Here is a 17016-nt window from a genome sequence, read left to right as displayed (position 1 = left end):
TGTCCACAGGTCCTATTCTCCCAAACGTGGATGACGCCCGAGTTTCCGAGCTGTTCGACCCCGCCGCCTGGTCCGAGGTCGAAGGGTTCTCCTTCACCGACATCACCTACCACCGTTCGCGAGACGCCCGCTCCGGCAAACGGGTGGTCCGGATCGCTTTCGACCGTCCGGAGGTCCGCAACGCCTTCCGCCCGCACACCGTCGACGAGCTCTACCGGGCGCTCGACCACGCCCGGATGAGCTCGGACGTCGGGTGCGTCCTGCTCACCGGCAACGGCCCGTCGCCCAAGGACGGCGGCTGGGCGTTCTGCTCCGGCGGTGACCAGCGTATTCGCGGACGCTCCGGGTATCAGTACGCGAGCGGGGAGACCTCGGACACGGTCGACCCGGCGCGGGCGGGCCGGCTGCACATCCTCGAGGTGCAGCGGTTGATCCGGTTCATGCCGAAACCCGTGGTAGCCGTGGTGCCCGGCTGGGCCGCGGGCGGCGGGCACTCGCTGCACGTCGTGTGCGATCTCACCCTCGCCTCGGCCGAGCACGCGCGGTTCAAGCAGACCGATGCCGACGTCGGCTCGTTCGACGCGGGCTACGGCTCGGCGGGCCTCGCCCGGCAGGTCGGACAGAAGTTCGCGCGGGAGATCTTCTTCCTCGGCCGCGACTACACCGCTGAGCAGATGCACCGGATGGGCGCGGTCAACGAGGTCGTTCCGCACGCCGAGCTGGAGCGGGTCGCGCTCGAATGGGGCTGGACGATCATCGGCAAGTCGCCGACCGCGCAGCGGATGCTGAAGTACGCGTTCAACGCGATCGACGACGGGCTCGTCGGACAGCAGCTGTTCGCCGGCGAAACCACCCGGCTGGCGTACATGCAGGACGAGGCCGTCGAGGGCCGCGACGCGTTCCTGGAGAAGCGCGACCCGGACTGGTCCGACTACCCGTACTACTACTGAGATAGGTCGTTCCTCGTGCACGTGGTGTGGCTCGACGGCAGCGCCGACGCGCTGACCGCCCTCGACGCGGCCCTGGCGGCGGCCCTCGACGGCGGCCCGGCGGTGCTGCCGCTGAACTCGGCGGATCCATCGGCCCCCGCGCTGCTCGAAGCGATGGCCCCGGAGCAGCCGGTCGAGCCGGACACTGCCGTGGTGATCGCCACGTCCGGGTCCACCGGAGCGCCGAAGGGCGTGCTGCTGTCGCCGCGAGCGCTCACCGCGTCCGCGACGGCCACGCACGCCCGGCTCGGCGGCCCCGGGCACTGGCTGCTCGCCACCCCCGCGCACTACATCGGCGGCCTGCAGGTCCTGATCCGGGCGCGCCTGGCGGGCACGAAACCGGCGTTCCTGACCGGCGTCGGCTTCCGTCCGGACGAGTTCGCCGCCGCGGCCGCGCCCGTGCTCGCGGTGAACGGCCCGCGCTACACCGCGCTCGTGCCGACCCAGCTCGTCCGGCTGCTCGACGACGGCGGCGCTGGCCTGGCCGCCGCGAAGGCGTTCGACGGCATCATCCTGGGCGCCGCCGCCACCTCGCCGAAGCTGCGCGCGCAAGCGGCCGAGGAAGGCGTGCGGATCGTCCCCTCGTACGGGATGAGCGAGACCGCCAGCGGCTGCGTCTACGACGGCATTCCGCTCGACGGTGTGCGCGTGGAGCCCGATGCTGACGAGCGGCTGTGGATCTCCGGGCCGGTGCTGTCGCACGGCTACCGTCTCGCGCCGGAATTGACCGCGGAGTCGTTCCGGGACGGCTCTTTCCGGACCTCCGATCGCGGCCGGCTGCTGCCGGACGGCCGGGTCGAGGTGCTCGGGCGCGCGGACGACGTGATCAACACCGGCGGGGTCAAGGTCTCCGCCGCCGCGATCGAACGCCTGCTCGGCGCCCAGCCCGGGGTGCGGGACGCCTGTGTCGTCGGCATTCCCGATCCGCAGTGGGGCGAGGCGGTGGTCGCGATGGTGGTGGCTTCGGCAGACGAGGCCGCGCTGCGAGCCGCCGTCCGCGCTGAGATGGGTGCCGCCGCGACGCCGAAACGCATCGAGTTCACCGACGCGCTCCCCTTGCGCGGCCCGGGAAAGATCGATCGCCAGGCAGTGGTCGCCGCCCTCCGAACGCACTGAGACGCACTGAGCGGGTTCACCGAACGGGTGAAGATCGCATGGCGTTGAATGGACCCCATGGCGACAGTCAGTGAGTGGATCGAAGGCGCGCGGCCGAGGACGCTGCCGAACGCGATCGCGCCGGTCGTGGCCGGGGTCGGAGCGGCGATCGCGCTCGACGCGTTCTCCTGGTGGCGTTCGCTGCTCGCGCTGCTGGTCTCGCTGTCGCTGATCATCGGCGTGAACTTCGCCAACGACTACTCCGACGGCATCCGCGGCACCGACGAACACCGCGTCGGCCCGCTGCGTCTCGTCGGCTCCGGCGCGGCGAACCCGAAGGCCGTGCTGCGCGCCGCGCTCACCTCCCTCGGGCTGGCCGGAGTGCTCGGCCTGACGCTCGTCGCGCTGAGCGGATACTGGTGGCTGCTCGCGATGGGCGCGCTCTGCATCCTCGGCGCGTGGTTTTACACCGGCGGCAAAAAGCCTTACGGCTACTACGGTTTGGGCGAGCTCGCGGTCTTCGTGTTCTTCGGCCTGGCCGGCGTCCTCGGCACGGTTTACGTGCAGGCCGGCCGCGTCAGCTGGGACGCACTGGGCTGCGCCGTGGCCGTCGGCTCGTTCTCGATGGCCGTGCTGGTCGCGAACAACCTGCGCGACATCCCCACCGACATCGAGTCCGGCAAACACACCCTCGCGACCCGCATGGGCGACGGCGGAACGCGCAAGCTTTACCTGACCCTGGTGACGGTGCCGTACGCGCTCACCGTGCTGATGGGCGTCTGGCATCCGCTGCTGTTCATCACCTTCGTGACCGCGCCGCTGCTGCTGAAGCCGATCAAGGCCGTCGGCGGTGGCGGCAAGGGCCGTGAGCTGATCCCGGCCCTGCGCGACACCGGTATGGCGATGCTCGCGTGGGCGGTGCTGAGCGCGGTCGCGCTGGCGCTCTAGCGGCCGCCTCGGTAGCGGCCCGGCGTTGTCCCGATGATGGCGGTGAACGCCGAGATGAAGCCGCTGGGATTGGCCCAGCCGCAGGCGTAAGCGGTGCGGACGGTGTCGTGACCGTCGGCGAGAAGCACCAGCGCGTGGTAGACGCGGAGCTGGGTGCGCCACTCGTAGAAGGTCATGCCGAGTTCGTCGTGGAACAGCCGGCTGAGGGTGCGCGAGCTGGCCCCGATCGCCTTGCCGAGTTCGGCCAGCGTGGCGTTGTCCGCCGGATTCTCGTGCAGCCTCTCGGCAATCGCCCGCAGCCGGTCGTCCTGCGGCGCGGGCAGTTGCAGCGGCGGGTCGGGTGCTTCGCGGAGTTCGTCGACGAGGACCCGGTGGAGGCGAGCACGCGCGGAGCCGCTGTAGCCGGAACCCTCGTAGTTGCGCGGCCCGGTCAGCGCGAGCAGGACCTCGCGAGCCAGGCCGGACGTCCGGAACACCGCTGGCCGATCCGAGACGAGCTGGGCCAGCGACGGCGCGAGAAAGACGATCCGGATGTCGGTGTCGCCGTGGGCACGATGGAAATGCGGGAACCCGGCGGGCGTCCAGGCGACTCGGTTGGCGGGCGCGAGCGACGTGCCGTACTCGGTCTGCACGACAAGAACGCCGCGAGCCGCGTAGACCAGGTGTCCTCGCTCGTGCGACTGCAGCTCGCTGGTTTCGCCGGACGGCCAGAGATGCCTGCCGCCGGACGGCCACAGGTACGAAGTGATGGTTTGGCGGGGAACGGGCATCAGTTGGCATTCTAGCGTTAACAAGCCAGCCGGAGTTCTTGAAAGGCTTTCTCTCGAAGAACCTGTTGCTGTTTAAGGGAGAAATGCAATGTCGACGTTCGTTCTCGTCCCCGGTGCTTGGCACGGCGGCTGGGTTTTCGAGGAGGTAGTGCCGCTGCTGGAGCGCGCCGGGCACAGCGTGCACGCCTTGACCCTGACCGGTCTGCGGCCGGACGACGACGCCGCGACGGTCGCGGGCGCCAACCTCGACACCCACGCCGCCGACGTAGTGGACCTGCTCGATCGCGCCGGCATCACCGACGCGACGCTCGTCGGCCACAGCTACGGCGGGATGGTGATCGCCGCCGCGGCCGACCGGGCAGGCGGCCGGGTCTCCCGGGTGGTGCATCTCGACGGCTACGTGCCCGACGACGGCGATTCGTGCTGGTCATCGACCACCGAGGCGTACCGGCAGGCGTTCGTGGCCGGCGCCGCGGACACCGGGTACGCCGTCCGGCCGCCGGAACGCGATGGCCGGGATGCCCGCCGCCGTCCGCATCCGCTCGCCTCGCTGCTCCAGACGATCCGGCTCACCGGGGAGTTCGCCAAGGTTCCCCGGCGCGAGTTCGTCTACTGCTCCGGATGGGAAGGCACGCCCTTCACCGAACTCCGGAACCGGCTCGAAGCCGACCCGCGGTGGCAGGTCCACGTTCTCCCCACCGCCCACAACGCGATGCGCGAAGACCCGGAAGGCGTCGCGAAACTGCTGAACGACTAACCCGAAAACCGGCCGGTGAGCAGGAACTCGTCGAACCGCGCCCCTGCTCGCCGAGCCGTTCGCGGTCCCTCTAGCGACCGACCGCGATCGCCTGCCACTCCACGAACTCCGCCAACCCGTGCGAGCCGTACTCGCGGCCGATCCCGCTGGCCTTGAACCCGCCGAACGCCGCGTTCCCGTGCCGCGGCGCGCCATTGACGTGGAACGTCCCCGTGCGCACCGCCCGCGCGACCTCGACGCCGTGCTCCGCGTCAGCCGTCCACACGCCGCCGCTGAGGCCGTAGTCGGAGTCGTTCGCGAGCCGGGTCGCCTCCTCCTCGGTGTCGAACGGGATCACCACGAGCACCGGCCCGAAGATCTCCTCGCGCGCGATCCGCATGTCGTTCGTTACGTCGGCGAACACCGTCGGACGCACGTAAAACCCGTTCGCCAGCTCGGGATCCGCGAACGGCTCCGCCCCGCCCGCCGCGATCCGCGCCCCTTCCTCGACGCCTAGCCGCAGGTACGACAGCACGCGCTCGTACTGGTCCTGGCGCACGATCGGCCCGACGAACGTGTCCGGCTTCGCCGGGTCGCCGACCACCAGCCCGTCGGCCATTTCCGCTAGCGCCGCCACAACCTCGGCGTATCGCTCGCGCGCGGCGAGGATGCGGGTGTGGGCCACGCACATTTCGCCGTTGTTGGCGAACGTCGCGGTGCGGATCCCCTCGGCGACGGTTTTCGGGTCCGCGTCCGCGAGCACGATCGCCGCGGACTTGCCGCCCAGCTCCAGCCCGACCCGCTTGAGCTGGGCTCCGGCGAGCGACGCGATCCGCCGCCCGGCGGCCGTCGAGCCGGTGAACGCGATCTTGTCCACGCCGGGGTGCGTCACCAGGTGCTCGCTCACGTCGCGGTCAGCCGCGAACACGCTCACCACGCCCTCGGGGAAACCGGCCTGCTCGAAGATCTCCGCCAGCACCATCGCGTCGAGCGCGGTTTCCGGCGCGGCCTTCAGCAGCACCGGGTTGCCCGCCAGCAACGCCGGGATCAGCTTCACCAGCGCGGCCGAGTGCGGCGAATTCCACGGGATCACCGCCGCGACCACGCCGACCGGCGCGGCGCGCACGATGGTCCGGTTGCCCGCCTCGTCGGTCAGCGTCTCTTCCCAGGAGAACTCGCGCGCGAGCTTGAGCCACGCTGCCGTGCGCTCCGGGAGGTTGCGCTGCGTCCAGCCGGTGAACCAGCTCGGCGAGCCGTTCTCCGCGGTGACTAGTTCGGCGATCTCGTCCGCGCGGGCGGCGTGCAGCTCGTTGAACCGTTCGACCAGGCGTAGCCGCTCGGCCAGCGGAGTTCTGCCCCACGGTTCAAGCGCCCGCCGGGCCGCCGCCACCGCGCGGTCGACGTCAGCCACCGCTGCCTTCGGCGCGATCCCCACCAGCGCCCGGTCGTGCGGCGAGCGGATTTCGAAGGTGTCGGCGGTCGCGGGTTCGGTCCAGCGGCTGCCGAGGAAGAGCTGGTCGTAGGTGCGCATCGGGTTCTCCTGCCCTAGTTAACGGAACACTGCTCTCTTGTTCTCGAAGTTAACAGCGCACTGTTCTTTTATCAAGAGAGCAGTGTCCTGTTACACTTTCCGGCGTGTCCGAGTTCCAGCGCGCCCGCAGTCCTGAGCAGGTGGAAGCCCGCCGCGAGGCGATCCTCGACGTGGCGGAAGAGCTGATGACGGAGTCGTCCGTCGGCGAAATCAGCATGCGCGAACTGGCCCGGCGGGTGGGCTTGTCGGCGTCGAACGTCGCGCGCTACTTCCCCACGCGGGAGGCCGTCTACCTGGAGGTGCTCGACCGCGCCCGCGGCGCGTGGCTCGATTCGCTCACCCTGGACGGCGACCTGTCGGAGGTCGCCGCGACCCTCGCCCGTTCACTCGCGACGCGACCGATCCTGTGCGAACTGATCAGCGTGCTGGCGAACGTGCTGGAACGGAATGTCTCGACGGAGACCGCGCGGGATTACAAGCTGCGGTCGGCGAAGCACAACGCCCGCACCGCTGACCTGCTGCACGCCGCGCTGCCAGGTCTTTCCGCGGAGACCGCGCAAGAACTGTCGTCCGCGATCTTCATGTTCACCGCGGGAATGTGGCCGCTGGCGCACCCGAACGAAGCCGTCCAGGAAGCCATCAAGGATCCGCGCCTGGCCGGCTCCCGCCTCGACTTCGAGGACCGGCTGCGCCGATTGATAGTCGTGCTGACGCTGGGCTACCAGGACGTCAGGCGTCGAACCGGCCAGTGAGCAGGAACTCGTCGAACCGCGCCCGATGCGGCGCGAGATCGATCCCTTGCTCGCCAAGCCATTCGTCGGAGTAGTACGTGTTCGCGTACCGCTCGCCGCCGTCGCACAGCAGCGTCACTACCGAACCCGCCTGGCCTTCCGACAGCATCCGCGAGATCAGCTGGAACGCGCCGTACAGGTTGGTCCCGGTCGAACCGCCCGCCCAGTGCCCAGTGCGGTCGCGCAGCAAGCGGATCGCCGCGAGAGAACCGGCGTCGGGCACCTGGAACATCTCGTCGATCACGCCGGGCACGAACGACGGTTCGCAGCGCGGCCGTCCGATGCCTTCGATCCGCGACGGCATTCCGGTCGCGTAGTCCGCCGCGCCGGTTTCCCACGCGCCGTAGAACGACGAGTTTTCCGGGTCCACCACGCAGATCTTCGTGGTGTGCCGCTTGTACCGGACGTAGCGGCCGAACGTCGCGCTCGTCCCGCCGGTGCCCGCGCCGACGACGATCCACGACGGCACCGGGTGGCGTTCGGCGCGCATCTGCGCGAACACCGATTCGGCGATGTTGTTGTTGCCGCGCCAGTCCGTCGCGCGCTCGGCGTAGGTGAACTGGTCGAGGTAATGCCCGTTGCACTCGGCGGCCAGCCGCTCGGCCTCCGGGTACATCGCCGGCGCCGCGTCGACGTAGTGGCACTCGCCGCCGTAGAACTCGATGAGCGCGATCTTTTCCTTGCTCGTCCGCCGCGGCACGACGGTCACGAACCGCAGGCCGAGCATCCGCGCGAAGTACGCCTCGGACACCGCGGTCGAGCCGCTGGACGCCTCGACCAGCACGGTGTCCGGGCCGATGTGCCCGTTGACCAGGCCGTACAGGATCAGCGAGCGCGCGAGCCGGTGCTTGAGCGAGCCGGTCGGGTGCACCGACTCGTCCTTCAGGTAAAGATCGATGCCCCATTCCGGGGGCAGCGGGAAAACGTGCAGGTGAGTGTCGGCGCTGCGGTTGGCGTCGGCCTCGATGATCCGGACGGCTTCCCGGACCCAGGCGCGGCTGTGCGGTTTGCTCATGCCGCGGAATCGTCGGCCGGGGTCTCGCCGCGCAGCTGCGACCGCAGCTGGGCACGAGCACGCGCGCGGGATTCGTTGCGCTTGGCCAGACCGGCCGTCACGCGCTGGTTCAGGCCGCGCAGCAGCAGCAGGCCGAGGGGAAGGCCGACGACGAGCCCAATCAGCAAAGAGACCAGCAGCGGCACGCCGACCAGCGAAAGCACGACCGCGACCACCGCGACGAGCGCGAACCGCGCGATCAAGTACACCGTCAGGTCACGGGGAAGGTGGTCCGGTGTCTCGCTCACACCGAAACAGGCTACGCCCCGCTTGCCGGGTCTTCGTCCAGGCCCGCGTTGTTGGGGCGGCCCTCGAAGCGGGTGGAGAGCACGACTGTCGTATTGGTGCGGCCGACGCCGGGGATGCGGCGCAGCCGGCCGAGGGTGAGCTCGAGCTCGTCGACCGTCGAAACCCGCACCTTGACTACGAAGGCCTCGTCGCCCGCGACCGCGTAACAGCTCTCCACCTCGGGCAATTCGCCGAGCGAAGCCGCGACGTCCTCGTCGGTGGCGGTGTCGGTGGGATGGATGCCGACCAGCGCGGTGACGCCGAGGCCGACCGTGTTCGGGTCGACCATCGCGTGGTACCCGGTGATCACGCCCGCCGCCTCGAGCTTTCCGACGCGTTCGTGCACCGACGACGCGGAGAGCCCCACCGTCCGGCCGAGGTCGGCGTAGGTGGCCCGGCCGTTGGCCCGCAGCTCGGCGATGATTTTCCGGTCCAGCTGATCCACCGGCCCATTATGCGGCGCGGGCCCGCGACCGGCTCATCCCGGTAGGTCCCGGATTGTCTCCTGCGTCACAGCAACCTCGGCCGCGGATGGCGCCTGCACCCGGCCTTTGCCTGGTCTTTACCCGAATCTCGGCGCACCTGGTGGGAAAATGCCTGGTCAGCGGGACGCGAACGGGCCCTGAGCGATCCTGAGAATCTGCTGAGTTATGTCCCTTTTGCACTTTAAGGGCTCTTTACCCAAGGACAACCGTTCGAGTACCCGACGGGTGAAGTGCCACGATTGCCGCGTTGGCCACCCGGGCGCGACGGGCGAAATCGCCCGATGCCCCCGGTATAGCAAGTTGGGCGTTAAGGAGGCGGAAAATGACCGCAACCATGGGCGGACGGTTGCTCACCCCGGGTGAGGTGGCCGCTCTGTTCCGGGTGGACCCGAAGACCGTGACCCGCTGGGCCACCGCGGGCCGCATCGGCTCGATCCGGACGCCGGGCGGACACCGCCGGTTCCGCGAGTCCGAGGTGAACGACCTGCTGGCCGAACTCACCACGGACGCCAGCGAACCGACCCGCAAGATCTGATTCGCGGGTCACGCAGACGACGAAGGGTCGTGAGTGGCAAGGGGTGCCTCCCGCATCGCTTGCCGGTCACGACCCTTCGCCGCGTTCCGAGCCTGCCGCGCCCGCCGTCCCGTCCCCCCGTTCAGCCGAATTGCGGCTAACCTGGGGGGCCAGCACGACGGAAGGACCTCGGGCATGATTCCTTTGCTCGCAGCGGTGGGCGCTATCACCATCGCCGTTCTGTTGTGGCGGGCACTAGGCGCGCAGCGGATCAGTGTCCCGCAACGCCGTCCTGCCGTCGCTCCTGACGACGATCCCGAATTCCTGCGCAAGCTCTCTGAAGAGCAGCGCAACCGACGTCCGGACGACAGCGACTCCTGACCGCTGGCTCAGGAAGAGAATCCGTCGGCCACAGTCGCCGCCAGTTCCAGCAGCGCCAGCCGAGTGTCTCCGCCCAGGCGCTCCAGCTCGATCTCCGCACCCTCCTCCAGATGCGCGTCGAACGGAATCCGGCACACCGACCGCACCTTCGCCCCGAAGTGCGCGGCCAGCTTGTCCAGATCGACCGAGCTCCCCTTGGGCCGCACCGAGTTGATCACCACGACCGACCGTTTCACCAGGTCGCCGTATCCGTGCGCCTCGAGCCAGTCCAGCGTCGCCGAAGCACTGCGCGCCCCGTCCACCGAGCCCGACGACACCACCACCAGCGAATCCGCGACGTCGAGGACGCCCTTCATCGCCGAGTGCATCAGACCGGTGCCGCAGTCGGTGAGCACGATGTTGTAGAAGTGCTCCAGCAGGTTCACCGTGCGCCGGTAGTCGTTCTCGGAGAACGCCTCCGACACCGCCGGATCCTGTTCGCTCGCCAGGATTTCCAAGCGGCTCGACCCCTGCGACGTGTAGGACCGGACGTCGCTGTAGCGCGTGATCTTGTCCGCGTCCCGCAGCAGGTGCCGCACAGTCGCGGTGGTCTCGATGGCGATCTTCTGCGACAGCGTCCCGCGGTCCGGGTTCGCGTCCACCGCCACCACGCGGTCGCCGCGCAGGGACGCGAAGGTCGCGCCGAGCGTGGTCGTCGTGGTGGTCTTGCCGACGCCGCCCTTGAGGCTCAGCATCGCGATCTTGTAGCACCCGCGCAGCGGCTGGTTGACCCGCGCGATCAGCTCGCGCCGGCGCGTGTCCGCGGGGCTCTCCCCCGGGTTGACCAGCTTGCCGGTGCCCAAGTACACGGCCTTGCGCCAGCCGGACTGCGGCGTTCGCTTCTGCTGCTTCACCAGGTGCGCGGTGGCCAGCTCGTCCGCGCCGGAGGCCGGCTGCGGAAGCCCCTGCCCCGCCGCGGGAACGGCGCCCGGAGCGGGAACCGGCGTGCCGGCCGGAGCGGCGGGCTGCTGCTGGTACCCGCCCGGAGCGGCATACGGCTGCTGCTGAGCGGGAGGCTGCAACGGCGGCAGATTCTGGTCGTAATGCGCCTGGTAGCCGCCCGGCTGCGGCAGCGGCTGGTACGCCCCCTGCGGCGGCGGGTCGACGACCTGCGTCGGCTGCGCGTCGTAAGGCCCGGTGCCGGGGTGCGGCGTCGAGTCGGTGCGTTCTTCGGAGAACATGGCAGCCGGTTCCTGGGCCTGCTCGGACTGCTGTTCCCCGGCAGTCTCTTCACTGGGTCCGGTCACCGTTGCCAACCTCCCGGGTACGTCGAAGGGCCCCTGGCGACGACGGTAGTCGCCCGAGGCCCGGTCCGGGCGGTGGACCCCCGGCTCAGCTCACTCCGGCGTAGGAATGCAGTCCGGCGGTAACCAGGTTGACGAAGAACAGGTTGAAGATCGTCACCGAGAACCCGACGATGTTGATCACCGCCGCCCGCGTCCCGCGCCAGCCCGCGGTGGCCCGGGAGTGCAGGTATGCCGCGTAAACGACCCACGCGATGAACGCGACGGTCTCCTTCGGGTCCCAGCCCCAGAACCGGCCCCACGCGGCCTCGGCCCACACCGCGCCGCACAGGACGCCGAAAGTAAAGATCGGGAACGCGACGATCGTGGCGCGGTAGGCGATCCGGTCGAGCACGTCGGCGGCGGGCAGCTTCGGGCCGAAACCGGCGAACTTGGCCGGGTCGCGGTCGTGCGCGGTGCGGAAGAGGTAGAGCACGCTCGCCACGCCCGGCACCAGGAACACGCCGGAGCCGATGATCGCGGCGGACACGTGGATCACGAGCCAGTACGACTGCAGCGCGGGCACGACCGGCGCGGCCACCGTGTACAGCATCGTGCCGTTGATGAACATCAGGATCACGACGGGCAGCAGCAGGAAGCCGGTGAGGTGGCGGACCGGGAACTTCTTGATCACCACGAGCCACGCGACGACGGTGATGAAAGTGACCGCCATGCCGTACTCGTACATGTTGCCCCACGGCGCGCGGTGCACCGCGAGTCCGCGCAGCACGATCGCCGACAGCTGCAGCAGCGCGCCCAGCACGAGCAGCGCCGCGCCCATCCGGCCGATCCGCTCGGCGCGGCCGACCGCGCGCGGGGCCTCGGGCTCGGCCGGGACGTCGCCGTCCTCGATGCTCGCGTCGTCGGAGTCGTTGGTCTCGGGTCCGCCCGCGCCGACCAGCACGCGCTGGCGGCTGCGCTCGGCGGCGAGACGGCCCTTGGCCCCGAACGCCTGCTCGAAGAGCGTGAACAGCAGCGCCAGCACGTAAATCGCCACTGTCGTCGTGTACAGCAGGTCGCTGTACTGCGAGAGAGTCTCGTTGATTTCCATGCCTCAGCTGCCCTTCCGGCCCGTGACCAGCCGTTCGCTGATCCGCTGGAATTCCTCGCCGTATCCGGCTTGATCCGTGCGCGCGAGCCCCGCGACCTCGATCACGGTACTCGCGCTCTCGTCCTTGCCCGGCCGCACCCGCACCCACACGCGACGCCGCTTGACCAGCAGCGACGCCCCGAGCCCGGCGAACATCACGATCGCGAAGCCGAGCACGAAGCCCTGCGTCGGATCGTGCGAGATCTGCAGATTGACCCACTTGTTGACGCCGTCGAAACGCACCTTCGTGCCGTCGTCGAGCGTCAGTTCCTGGCCGACCGCCAGGTTCTTGCGGGCGACCCGCTTGAGCCGGCCGTCCTGGACGCGGGACTGGTCGACCGAGAACACCGACTGGCCGCGGCCCGCGTCGAGACCGAGGTCGCCGCGCAGCACGTCGACCGCGACCATCGGGTTGTTCAGCTGCGGCGCGGTCGAGGTGAGCACGCCGCCGTGGATGAACGACGACGGCGCGAAGAGGCCGGTGATCGCGAGCTGCTTGGTGCGCCGCTGGACCTCGTCGGTGACGCCGGGCTGGTCGAACTTCGTCGCGCCCTCGGACAGCATCGTCGCCGGGTTGCTGAACATCCACTGGGTGTTCTGGGTGCGCTTCTCGCCGTTCGGGAAGGTCACCGTGAACTGCGGCGAATAACCGTTGCCCAGCAGGTAAACCCGGTCGCCGACGGTCCGCAGCGGCTCGTTGACCTCGAGGTCGTACGGCTTCCACGTGCCGGTCTGCAGGTCTTCGCCGGACTGGTACTCGATGTGCGAGTGGTAGTAATCGGCCTGGTTCGTGGCGGTGTAGCGGGCGGTGAAGTCGTTGACCTTCACGCAGAACGGGTTGAGGTCGGTGCCGTCGACGCGCAGCCCGGCCTCGAACGAGTCGTAGTTGTAGATGCCCGAGTTGCAGAACTGGCCGCCGTTGGCCTGCACGATGACCTGGCCCTCGTAGCTGTAGAGCTTGCCGAGGGCGAAGAAGACGATCAGGCCGAGCATGCCGAAGTGGAACAGCAGGTTCCCGGTCTCGCGCAGGTAGCCGCGTTCGGCCGAGACGCTGAACCCGCCGCCGTCTTCCTCGCGCTCGACGCGCCGCCAGCCGGACAGCTGCTTGCGCACGTCCTCGCGGATCGTCTCCGGCGTGCGCGCGGTGCGGGCGATCCGGTGGTGCGGCATGCGCGCGAGATTGCGCGGCGTCAGCACCGGCTTGGCCCGCATCTGCTTGACGTACTCGAAGCTGCGCGGCGTGAGGCAGCCGATCAGCGAGATCATCAGCAGGATGTAGATCGCGGAGAACCAGACGCTGGAGTAGACGTCGAAGAACTCCAGCTTGTCGAGCAGCGAACCCCACCAGCCGTGCGCGCTGATGTATTCGTCGACCTTCGGCGCGTTCAGCCGCCGCTGCGGCAGCAGCGCGCCGGGCAGCGCGGCGAGCGCCAGCAGGAACAGCAGCACCAGCGCGGTGCGCATGGACGTCAGGCCGCGCCAGGTGTTGCGCAAGAAAGCCAGCGCCTGCTTCGCCGCGGACGGCCGGTACGGCTGAGGGTTCTTCGGGGGCGCTTCGGTCGTGGTCACAACGGCAGCTCGAGATCGGAGGCGACGGAGTTGCGGAGCCAGCCCATGACGTCTCCCCACAGCCCGGTGACCAGCAGGATGCCGACCACCATCAGCAACACCCCGCCGAAGATCTGCACGCGGCGGCCGTTGCGGCGGAGCCAGTCGGTGGCGCGCACGGCCCAGCGGGCGCCGAGCGCGATCAGCAGGAACGGAACGCCGAGGCCGAGGCAGTAAACGAGCACCAGCACGTACCCGCGAACCGCGGCCCCGCCGGTCGCGCTGGCGAGGCTGGTGACGGCGGACAGCGTCGGCCCGATGCACGGCGTCCAGCCGAGCCCGAACACCGCGCCGAGCACCGGAGCGCCCCAGAGGCCGCCGCCGGGCACGCGGTGCGAGCGGACCTCGCGCTGCAGCCCCGGGATCCAGCCGATGAAGACCAGGCTCATGAGGATGGTGAGGATGCCGCCGATGCGCTGCAGCAGATCCTCGTTGACCAGCAAGGTGTTCGCGAGCCAGACCAGCGTGCCCATGGTCGCGACGAACACCACGGTGAACCCGAGCACGAACAGGCCCGCCGCGCCGAGAACGGCGTAGCGGCCCTTTTTGCGCTCCTCGCCGTCGCGCACCGCCGGGGCGTCCGCGCCGACGAGAGCCGCGAGGTAGGCGAGGTACCCGGGCACGAGCGGCACCACGCACGGCGACGCGAACGAGATGGCCCCGGCCAGCAGCGCAACACCCGCGGCGAGCAGCAGCGGCCCGGAGAGCGCCAGCTCGGACACGGAGTTCACGCACTTGAGAGTAGGCAGTGAGCTGGACGTGAGGCGGGCGGGGCCTGCTCACAGGACCTACGCCACAACGGGGGCGGGACCTTGGTCCTGTGGTCCTGTGCCGCCCCAATGTGGCGTTGGGGCGGAACTGGGCGGGCTGAGGCGGAGCGGGCCAGGGCGGAGCGCGGGTGGCGGCTACTTCTCCGCGCTCAGCCGCTGCACCACCGGCACCAGGTCCGAAGCCAGCACCTGCCGCAGGAACACCGCCGCCACGCGGTGCTGTTTGTCCAGCACCAGCGTCGACGGGATGATGTTGCGCGGATATCCGGCCAGCTGCAGCAGCACGCGCCCGGACGGGTCCCAGATCGACGGGTACGTCAGGCCGCGGTCGCGCACGAAATCCTGGGCCACGTCGCGCGCCGGGTCGCGGACGTCGAGTCCGATCACCTGGGCGCCGAGCGGGGCCATCTGCTTGCTCGCGGTCTCCAGCTCGGGCGCTTCGGCGCGGCACGGGCCGCACCACTGGCCCCACAGGTTGATCACCAGTGCCTTGCCGGGGAAGTCCGCGATCGAGAGCTGTTTGCCCTCGTGCATCAGGTCGTCGCCGGCCAGCGTCGGGGCCTGCTGGCGCTCGTTCAGCGGATAGGTGATGTCGACCTTGCCGCCGGGCGAGACGAAGGTGAAGGTGCCGCCCGAGACGACGGCGTCCTTGCCGGTCGAGCAGCCCGTCACGACCAGCGCGACGGCCAGCACCACCCCGAGCAGCCGCCGTTTCATGCGCCGGTCACCTTGGGGTCGGTGGTGCCCGCGGGCTCGCTGTAGACGATCTCCAGCAGCTCCTCGCCGTCGAAGACCAGGCTGGTGAGCGACGCCAGCGAGCACTGCCGCTGCCGCGGGTCGTGCCACAGCCGCTTCGCTTCCAAGAAGCGGCGAAGCGTCCAGATCGGCAGCTGGTGCGACACGCACAGCGCTTCGCGCCCTTCGGCCTTTACGCGCGCACGGTGGACCGCGCCGAGCATGCGGTGTGCGATCTCGACGTACGGCTCGCCCCACGACGGCTTAAAGGGATTCACCAGGTGCGGCCACGCTTTCGGCTGCCGCAGCGCGCCGTCGCCCACTGCCACGCGCTGGCCCTCGAAGACGTTCGCCGCTTCGATGAGACCTTCGTCCGTCGCGATGTCGAGACGGTGGGCGCCCGCGATGGGCGCTGCGGTCTCCTGCGCGCGCTGAAGCGGCGAAGCGACGACGTACGCGAGGTCGTGCCCCGCGACCGCCTCGGCGACAGTGAGCGCCTGGCGCTGCCCGCGCTCCGAAAGCCGGAAGTTCGGCAGCCGCCCGTAGAGGATCTTCTCCGGGTTGTGGACCTCGCCGTGCCGCAGCATGTGGACAACGGTGGTCACGGGCGAACCGCCTCAGCCGCCGCGCGCGCCGCCGCCGGCAGCGCAGCCTCGATGACGCCGAACGCTTCGTCGTCCATCGCGGCGTTCACGAAGTACACCTCGTACGCGCTCGGCGGCGGGTACACGCCCGCTTCGAGCAGTGCGTGGAAGAACGCCGGGAAGCGCCACGTCTCGGAGGCCTGCGCGTCCGCGTAGGTGCGTACGGGCTTGTCGGTGAAGAAGATGCTCAAGAGGTTGCCCGCGTACTGGACAGTGTGCGTGACACCCGCTTCGCTGAGCGCCTTCTCGAAGAGCCCGCCGAGACGCTTCGCGTTGGCGTCGAGCTTCGCGTACACAGGGTCGTCGGCTTCGCGCAGCGCGGTGAGACCGGCGGCGACCGCGACCGGGTTACCGGACAGCGTGCCTGCCTGATAGACGGGACCGCCGGGCGCGAGCTTCGCCATGATGTCCGCGCGACCGCCGAACGCCGCCGCGGGAAGCCCGCCGGACATCACCTTGCCGAAGGTGTAGAGGTCGCCCGCGACGCCTTCGAGGCCGAACCAGCCGGCGCGCGAGACGCGGAAGCCGGTCATCACCTCGTCCATGATCAGCAGCGCGCCGTTTTCGTGCGCGAGGTCACGCAGTGCGGCGTTGAAGCCGGGGTCCGGCGGCACCGCGCCCATGTTGCCCGCGGCGGCTTCGGTGATCACCGCGGCGATCTGGCCCTCGTTCTCCGCGAAGGACTTCCGGAGCGCGTCAAGATCGTTGTACGGCAAGACAATCGTGTCCGCGGCCTGCGCGCCGGTGACACCCGGCGAAGTCGGCAGCCCGAGCGTCGCGACGCCAGAGCCCGCTTCGGCGAGCAGTGCGTCGACGTGGCCGTGGTAGCAACCGGCGAACTTCACGATCTTGGCGCGGCCGGTGAAACCGCGGGCCAGCCGGATGGCGCTCATCGTGGCTTCGGTGCCGGAGTTGACCAGCCGGACCTGCTCGACCGGGCCGACCCGGCCGATGATCTCCTCGGCCAGTTCGACCTCGCCGATGGTCGGCGTGCCGAAGGAGAGCCCGTGCTCCGCGGCCGCGCGGGCGGCGGCCACCACCTTGGGGTGCGCGTGCCCGAGGATCATCGGGCCCCACGAGGAGACGAGGTCGACGTAGCGGTTGCCGTCGGCGTCCCACAGATGCGGGCCCTCGCCGCGGACCATGAACCGCGGCGTGCCGCCGACCGAGTTGAAGGCGCGCACCGGCGAGTTCACCCCGCCCGGAACGGCTGCCTTGGCGCGTGCGAACCATGCTTTGGACTGCTCGGTGCCAGTGCTCACCGC

General features: G+C 69.8%; 19 protein-coding genes. 7 read left to right on the top strand and 12 right to left on the bottom strand.

The window, feature by feature from the left end; genetic code table 11:
- Positions 1–26: 26 nt before the first annotated feature.
- Genes ABD156_RS46025 through ABD156_RS46015 form a run of 3 tightly spaced genes read left to right on the top strand, consistent with a single transcriptional unit; the run spans position 27 to position 3032 of the window.
- Positions 27–950 carry a 1,4-dihydroxy-2-naphthoyl-CoA synthase gene (locus tag ABD156_RS46025; RefSeq protein WP_037818864.1) on the top strand — a complete coding sequence of 308 codons (924 nt, stop codon included), beginning with the start codon at positions 27–29 and terminating at the stop codon, positions 948–950.
- Between the two features lie 15 nt (positions 951–965).
- Positions 966–2105: an o-succinylbenzoate--CoA ligase gene (menE, locus tag ABD156_RS46020; protein ID WP_344288241.1), complete on the top strand. Its 1140-nt coding sequence runs from the start codon at positions 966–968 to the stop codon at positions 2103–2105.
- Positions 2106–2162: 57 nt separating this feature from the next.
- Entirely contained in the window at positions 2163–3032 is an 870-nt protein-coding gene (locus ABD156_RS46015) for a 1,4-dihydroxy-2-naphthoate polyprenyltransferase (protein WP_344288239.1), read from the top strand.
- On the opposite strand, the gene ABD156_RS46010 is transcribed toward ABD156_RS46015, so the two are convergent.
- Entirely contained in the window at positions 3029–3802 is a 774-nt protein-coding gene (locus tag ABD156_RS46010) for a helix-turn-helix domain-containing protein (RefSeq protein ID WP_344288237.1), read from the bottom strand. The two genes, ABD156_RS46015 and ABD156_RS46010, sit on opposite strands and share 4 nt — an antisense overlap.
- An 88-nt stretch (positions 3803–3890) precedes the next feature.
- On the opposite strand from ABD156_RS46010, the gene ABD156_RS46005 reads away from it, so the two are divergent.
- On the top strand, positions 3891–4559 hold the full coding sequence (locus ABD156_RS46005; RefSeq protein ID WP_344288236.1) for an alpha/beta fold hydrolase: 669 nt from the start codon (positions 3891–3893) through the stop codon (positions 4557–4559).
- A 70-nt stretch (positions 4560–4629) separates the two neighbouring features.
- Here the strand turns inward: ABD156_RS46005 and ABD156_RS46000 are convergent, their stop codons facing one another.
- Entirely contained in the window at positions 4630–6069 is a 1440-nt protein-coding gene (locus tag ABD156_RS46000) for an aldehyde dehydrogenase family protein (protein WP_344288234.1), read from the bottom strand.
- Positions 6070–6173: 104 nt separating this feature from the next.
- Between ABD156_RS46000 and ABD156_RS45995 the strand changes: the two genes are divergently transcribed.
- The gene (locus tag ABD156_RS45995; protein WP_344288232.1) at positions 6174–6821 is read left to right on the top strand and encodes a TetR family transcriptional regulator; all 648 of its coding nucleotides are present in this window, start codon (positions 6174–6176) and stop codon (positions 6819–6821) included.
- On the opposite strand, the gene cds1 is transcribed toward ABD156_RS45995, so the two are convergent.
- The 3 genes from cds1 to ABD156_RS45980 are packed head-to-tail and all read right to left on the bottom strand — an operon-like array spanning position 6799 to position 8647.
- Positions 6799–7875: an L-cysteine desulfhydrase Cds1 gene (cds1, locus tag ABD156_RS45990; protein WP_344288230.1), complete on the bottom strand. Its 1077-nt coding sequence runs from the start codon at positions 7873–7875 to the stop codon at positions 6799–6801. The genes ABD156_RS45995 and cds1 overlap by 23 nt on opposite strands.
- Complete coding sequence (locus tag ABD156_RS45985; protein ID WP_275294506.1) at positions 7872–8162, bottom strand: DUF4229 domain-containing protein; 291 nt, start codon at positions 8160–8162, stop codon at positions 7872–7874. The genes cds1 and ABD156_RS45985 overlap by 4 nt, the downstream gene beginning before the upstream one ends.
- Before the next feature lie 11 nt (positions 8163–8173).
- Positions 8174–8647: an Lrp/AsnC family transcriptional regulator gene (locus ABD156_RS45980; RefSeq protein ID WP_009072012.1), complete on the bottom strand. Its 474-nt coding sequence runs from the start codon at positions 8645–8647 to the stop codon at positions 8174–8176.
- Positions 8648–9009: 362 nt separating this feature from the next.
- Between ABD156_RS45980 and ABD156_RS45975 the strand changes: the two genes are divergently transcribed.
- Both ABD156_RS45975 and ABD156_RS45970 read left to right on the top strand, forming a co-directional pair.
- Positions 9010–9222: a BldC family transcriptional regulator gene (locus ABD156_RS45975; protein ID WP_009072010.1), complete on the top strand. Its 213-nt coding sequence runs from the start codon at positions 9010–9012 to the stop codon at positions 9220–9222.
- Between the two features lie 174 nt (positions 9223–9396).
- Positions 9397–9582 carry a hypothetical protein gene (locus ABD156_RS45970; RefSeq protein ID WP_344288226.1) on the top strand — a complete coding sequence of 62 codons (186 nt, stop codon included), beginning with the start codon at positions 9397–9399 and terminating at the stop codon, positions 9580–9582.
- An 8-nt stretch (positions 9583–9590) separates the two neighbouring features.
- Here the strand turns inward: ABD156_RS45970 and ABD156_RS45965 are convergent, their stop codons facing one another.
- From ABD156_RS45965 to hemL, 7 genes are all read right to left on the bottom strand, one after another.
- Positions 9591–10868 carry a MinD/ParA family ATP-binding protein gene (locus tag ABD156_RS45965; RefSeq protein ID WP_344288224.1) on the bottom strand — a complete coding sequence of 426 codons (1278 nt, stop codon included), beginning with the start codon at positions 10866–10868 and terminating at the stop codon, positions 9591–9593.
- 85 nt (positions 10869–10953) lie between these two features.
- Positions 10954–11955: a c-type cytochrome biogenesis protein CcsB gene (gene ccsB, locus ABD156_RS45960; RefSeq protein ID WP_344288222.1), complete on the bottom strand. Its 1002-nt coding sequence runs from the start codon at positions 11953–11955 to the stop codon at positions 10954–10956.
- Positions 11956–11958: 3 nt separating this feature from the next.
- Positions 11959–13563, bottom strand: coding sequence for a cytochrome c biogenesis protein ResB (resB, locus tag ABD156_RS45955; protein WP_344288220.1), 1605 nt, complete (start codon positions 13561–13563; stop codon positions 11959–11961).
- Positions 13560–14333 carry a cytochrome c biogenesis CcdA family protein gene (locus ABD156_RS45950; protein ID WP_344288218.1) on the bottom strand — a complete coding sequence of 258 codons (774 nt, stop codon included), beginning with the start codon at positions 14331–14333 and terminating at the stop codon, positions 13560–13562. Before ABD156_RS45950 ends, resB begins: the two co-directional genes overlap by 4 nt.
- Before the next feature lie 174 nt (positions 14334–14507).
- A complete protein-coding gene (locus tag ABD156_RS45945; RefSeq protein ID WP_344288216.1) occupies positions 14508–15089 on the bottom strand; it encodes a TlpA family protein disulfide reductase in 582 nt (193 codons plus the stop codon).
- Positions 15086–15712, bottom strand: a complete 627-nt coding sequence (locus ABD156_RS45940; RefSeq protein WP_009071997.1) for a histidine phosphatase family protein — start codon at positions 15710–15712, stop codon at positions 15086–15088. Before ABD156_RS45940 ends, ABD156_RS45945 begins: the two co-directional genes overlap by 4 nt.
- Positions 15709–17013 (bottom strand): glutamate-1-semialdehyde 2,1-aminomutase, encoded by a 1305-nt coding sequence (gene hemL / locus ABD156_RS45935; protein WP_344288214.1) that lies wholly within the window; start codon positions 17011–17013, stop codon positions 15709–15711. The genes ABD156_RS45940 and hemL overlap by 4 nt, the downstream gene beginning before the upstream one ends.
- Between the last annotated feature and the right edge of the window lie 3 nt (positions 17014–17016).

It is taken from the genome of Amycolatopsis albidoflavus (genome assembly GCF_039525725.1).
Lineage (GTDB): Bacteria > Actinomycetota > Actinomycetes > Mycobacteriales > Pseudonocardiaceae > Amycolatopsis > Amycolatopsis albidoflava.
Note: the sequence above shows the minus strand (reverse complement) of the source record. Positions and strands in the feature narration are given on the sequence as shown.

Coding starts and splice junctions, on each gene's coding strand:
- cds1 (WP_344288230.1), bottom strand. CDS start 7,875: ATGAGCAAACCGCACAGCCGCGCCTGGGTCCGGGAAGCCGTCCGGATC.
- ABD156_RS46010 (WP_344288237.1), bottom strand. CDS start 3,802: ATGCCCGTTCCCCGCCAAACCATCACTTCGTACCTGTGGCCGTCCGGC.
- ABD156_RS45970 (WP_344288226.1), top strand. CDS start 9,397: ATGATTCCTTTGCTCGCAGCGGTGGGCGCTATCACCATCGCCGTTCTG.
- ABD156_RS46015 (WP_344288239.1), top strand. CDS start 2,163: ATGGCGACAGTCAGTGAGTGGATCGAAGGCGCGCGGCCGAGGACGCTG.
- ABD156_RS46000 (WP_344288234.1), bottom strand. CDS start 6,069: ATGCGCACCTACGACCAGCTCTTCCTCGGCAGCCGCTGGACCGAACCC.
- ABD156_RS45975 (WP_009072010.1), top strand. CDS start 9,010: ATGACCGCAACCATGGGCGGACGGTTGCTCACCCCGGGTGAGGTGGCC.
- ccsB (WP_344288222.1), bottom strand. CDS start 11,955: ATGGAAATCAACGAGACTCTCTCGCAGTACAGCGACCTGCTGTACACG.
- ABD156_RS45945 (WP_344288216.1), bottom strand. CDS start 15,089: ATGAAACGGCGGCTGCTCGGGGTGGTGCTGGCCGTCGCGCTGGTCGTG.
- ABD156_RS46005 (WP_344288236.1), top strand. CDS start 3,891: ATGTCGACGTTCGTTCTCGTCCCCGGTGCTTGGCACGGCGGCTGGGTT.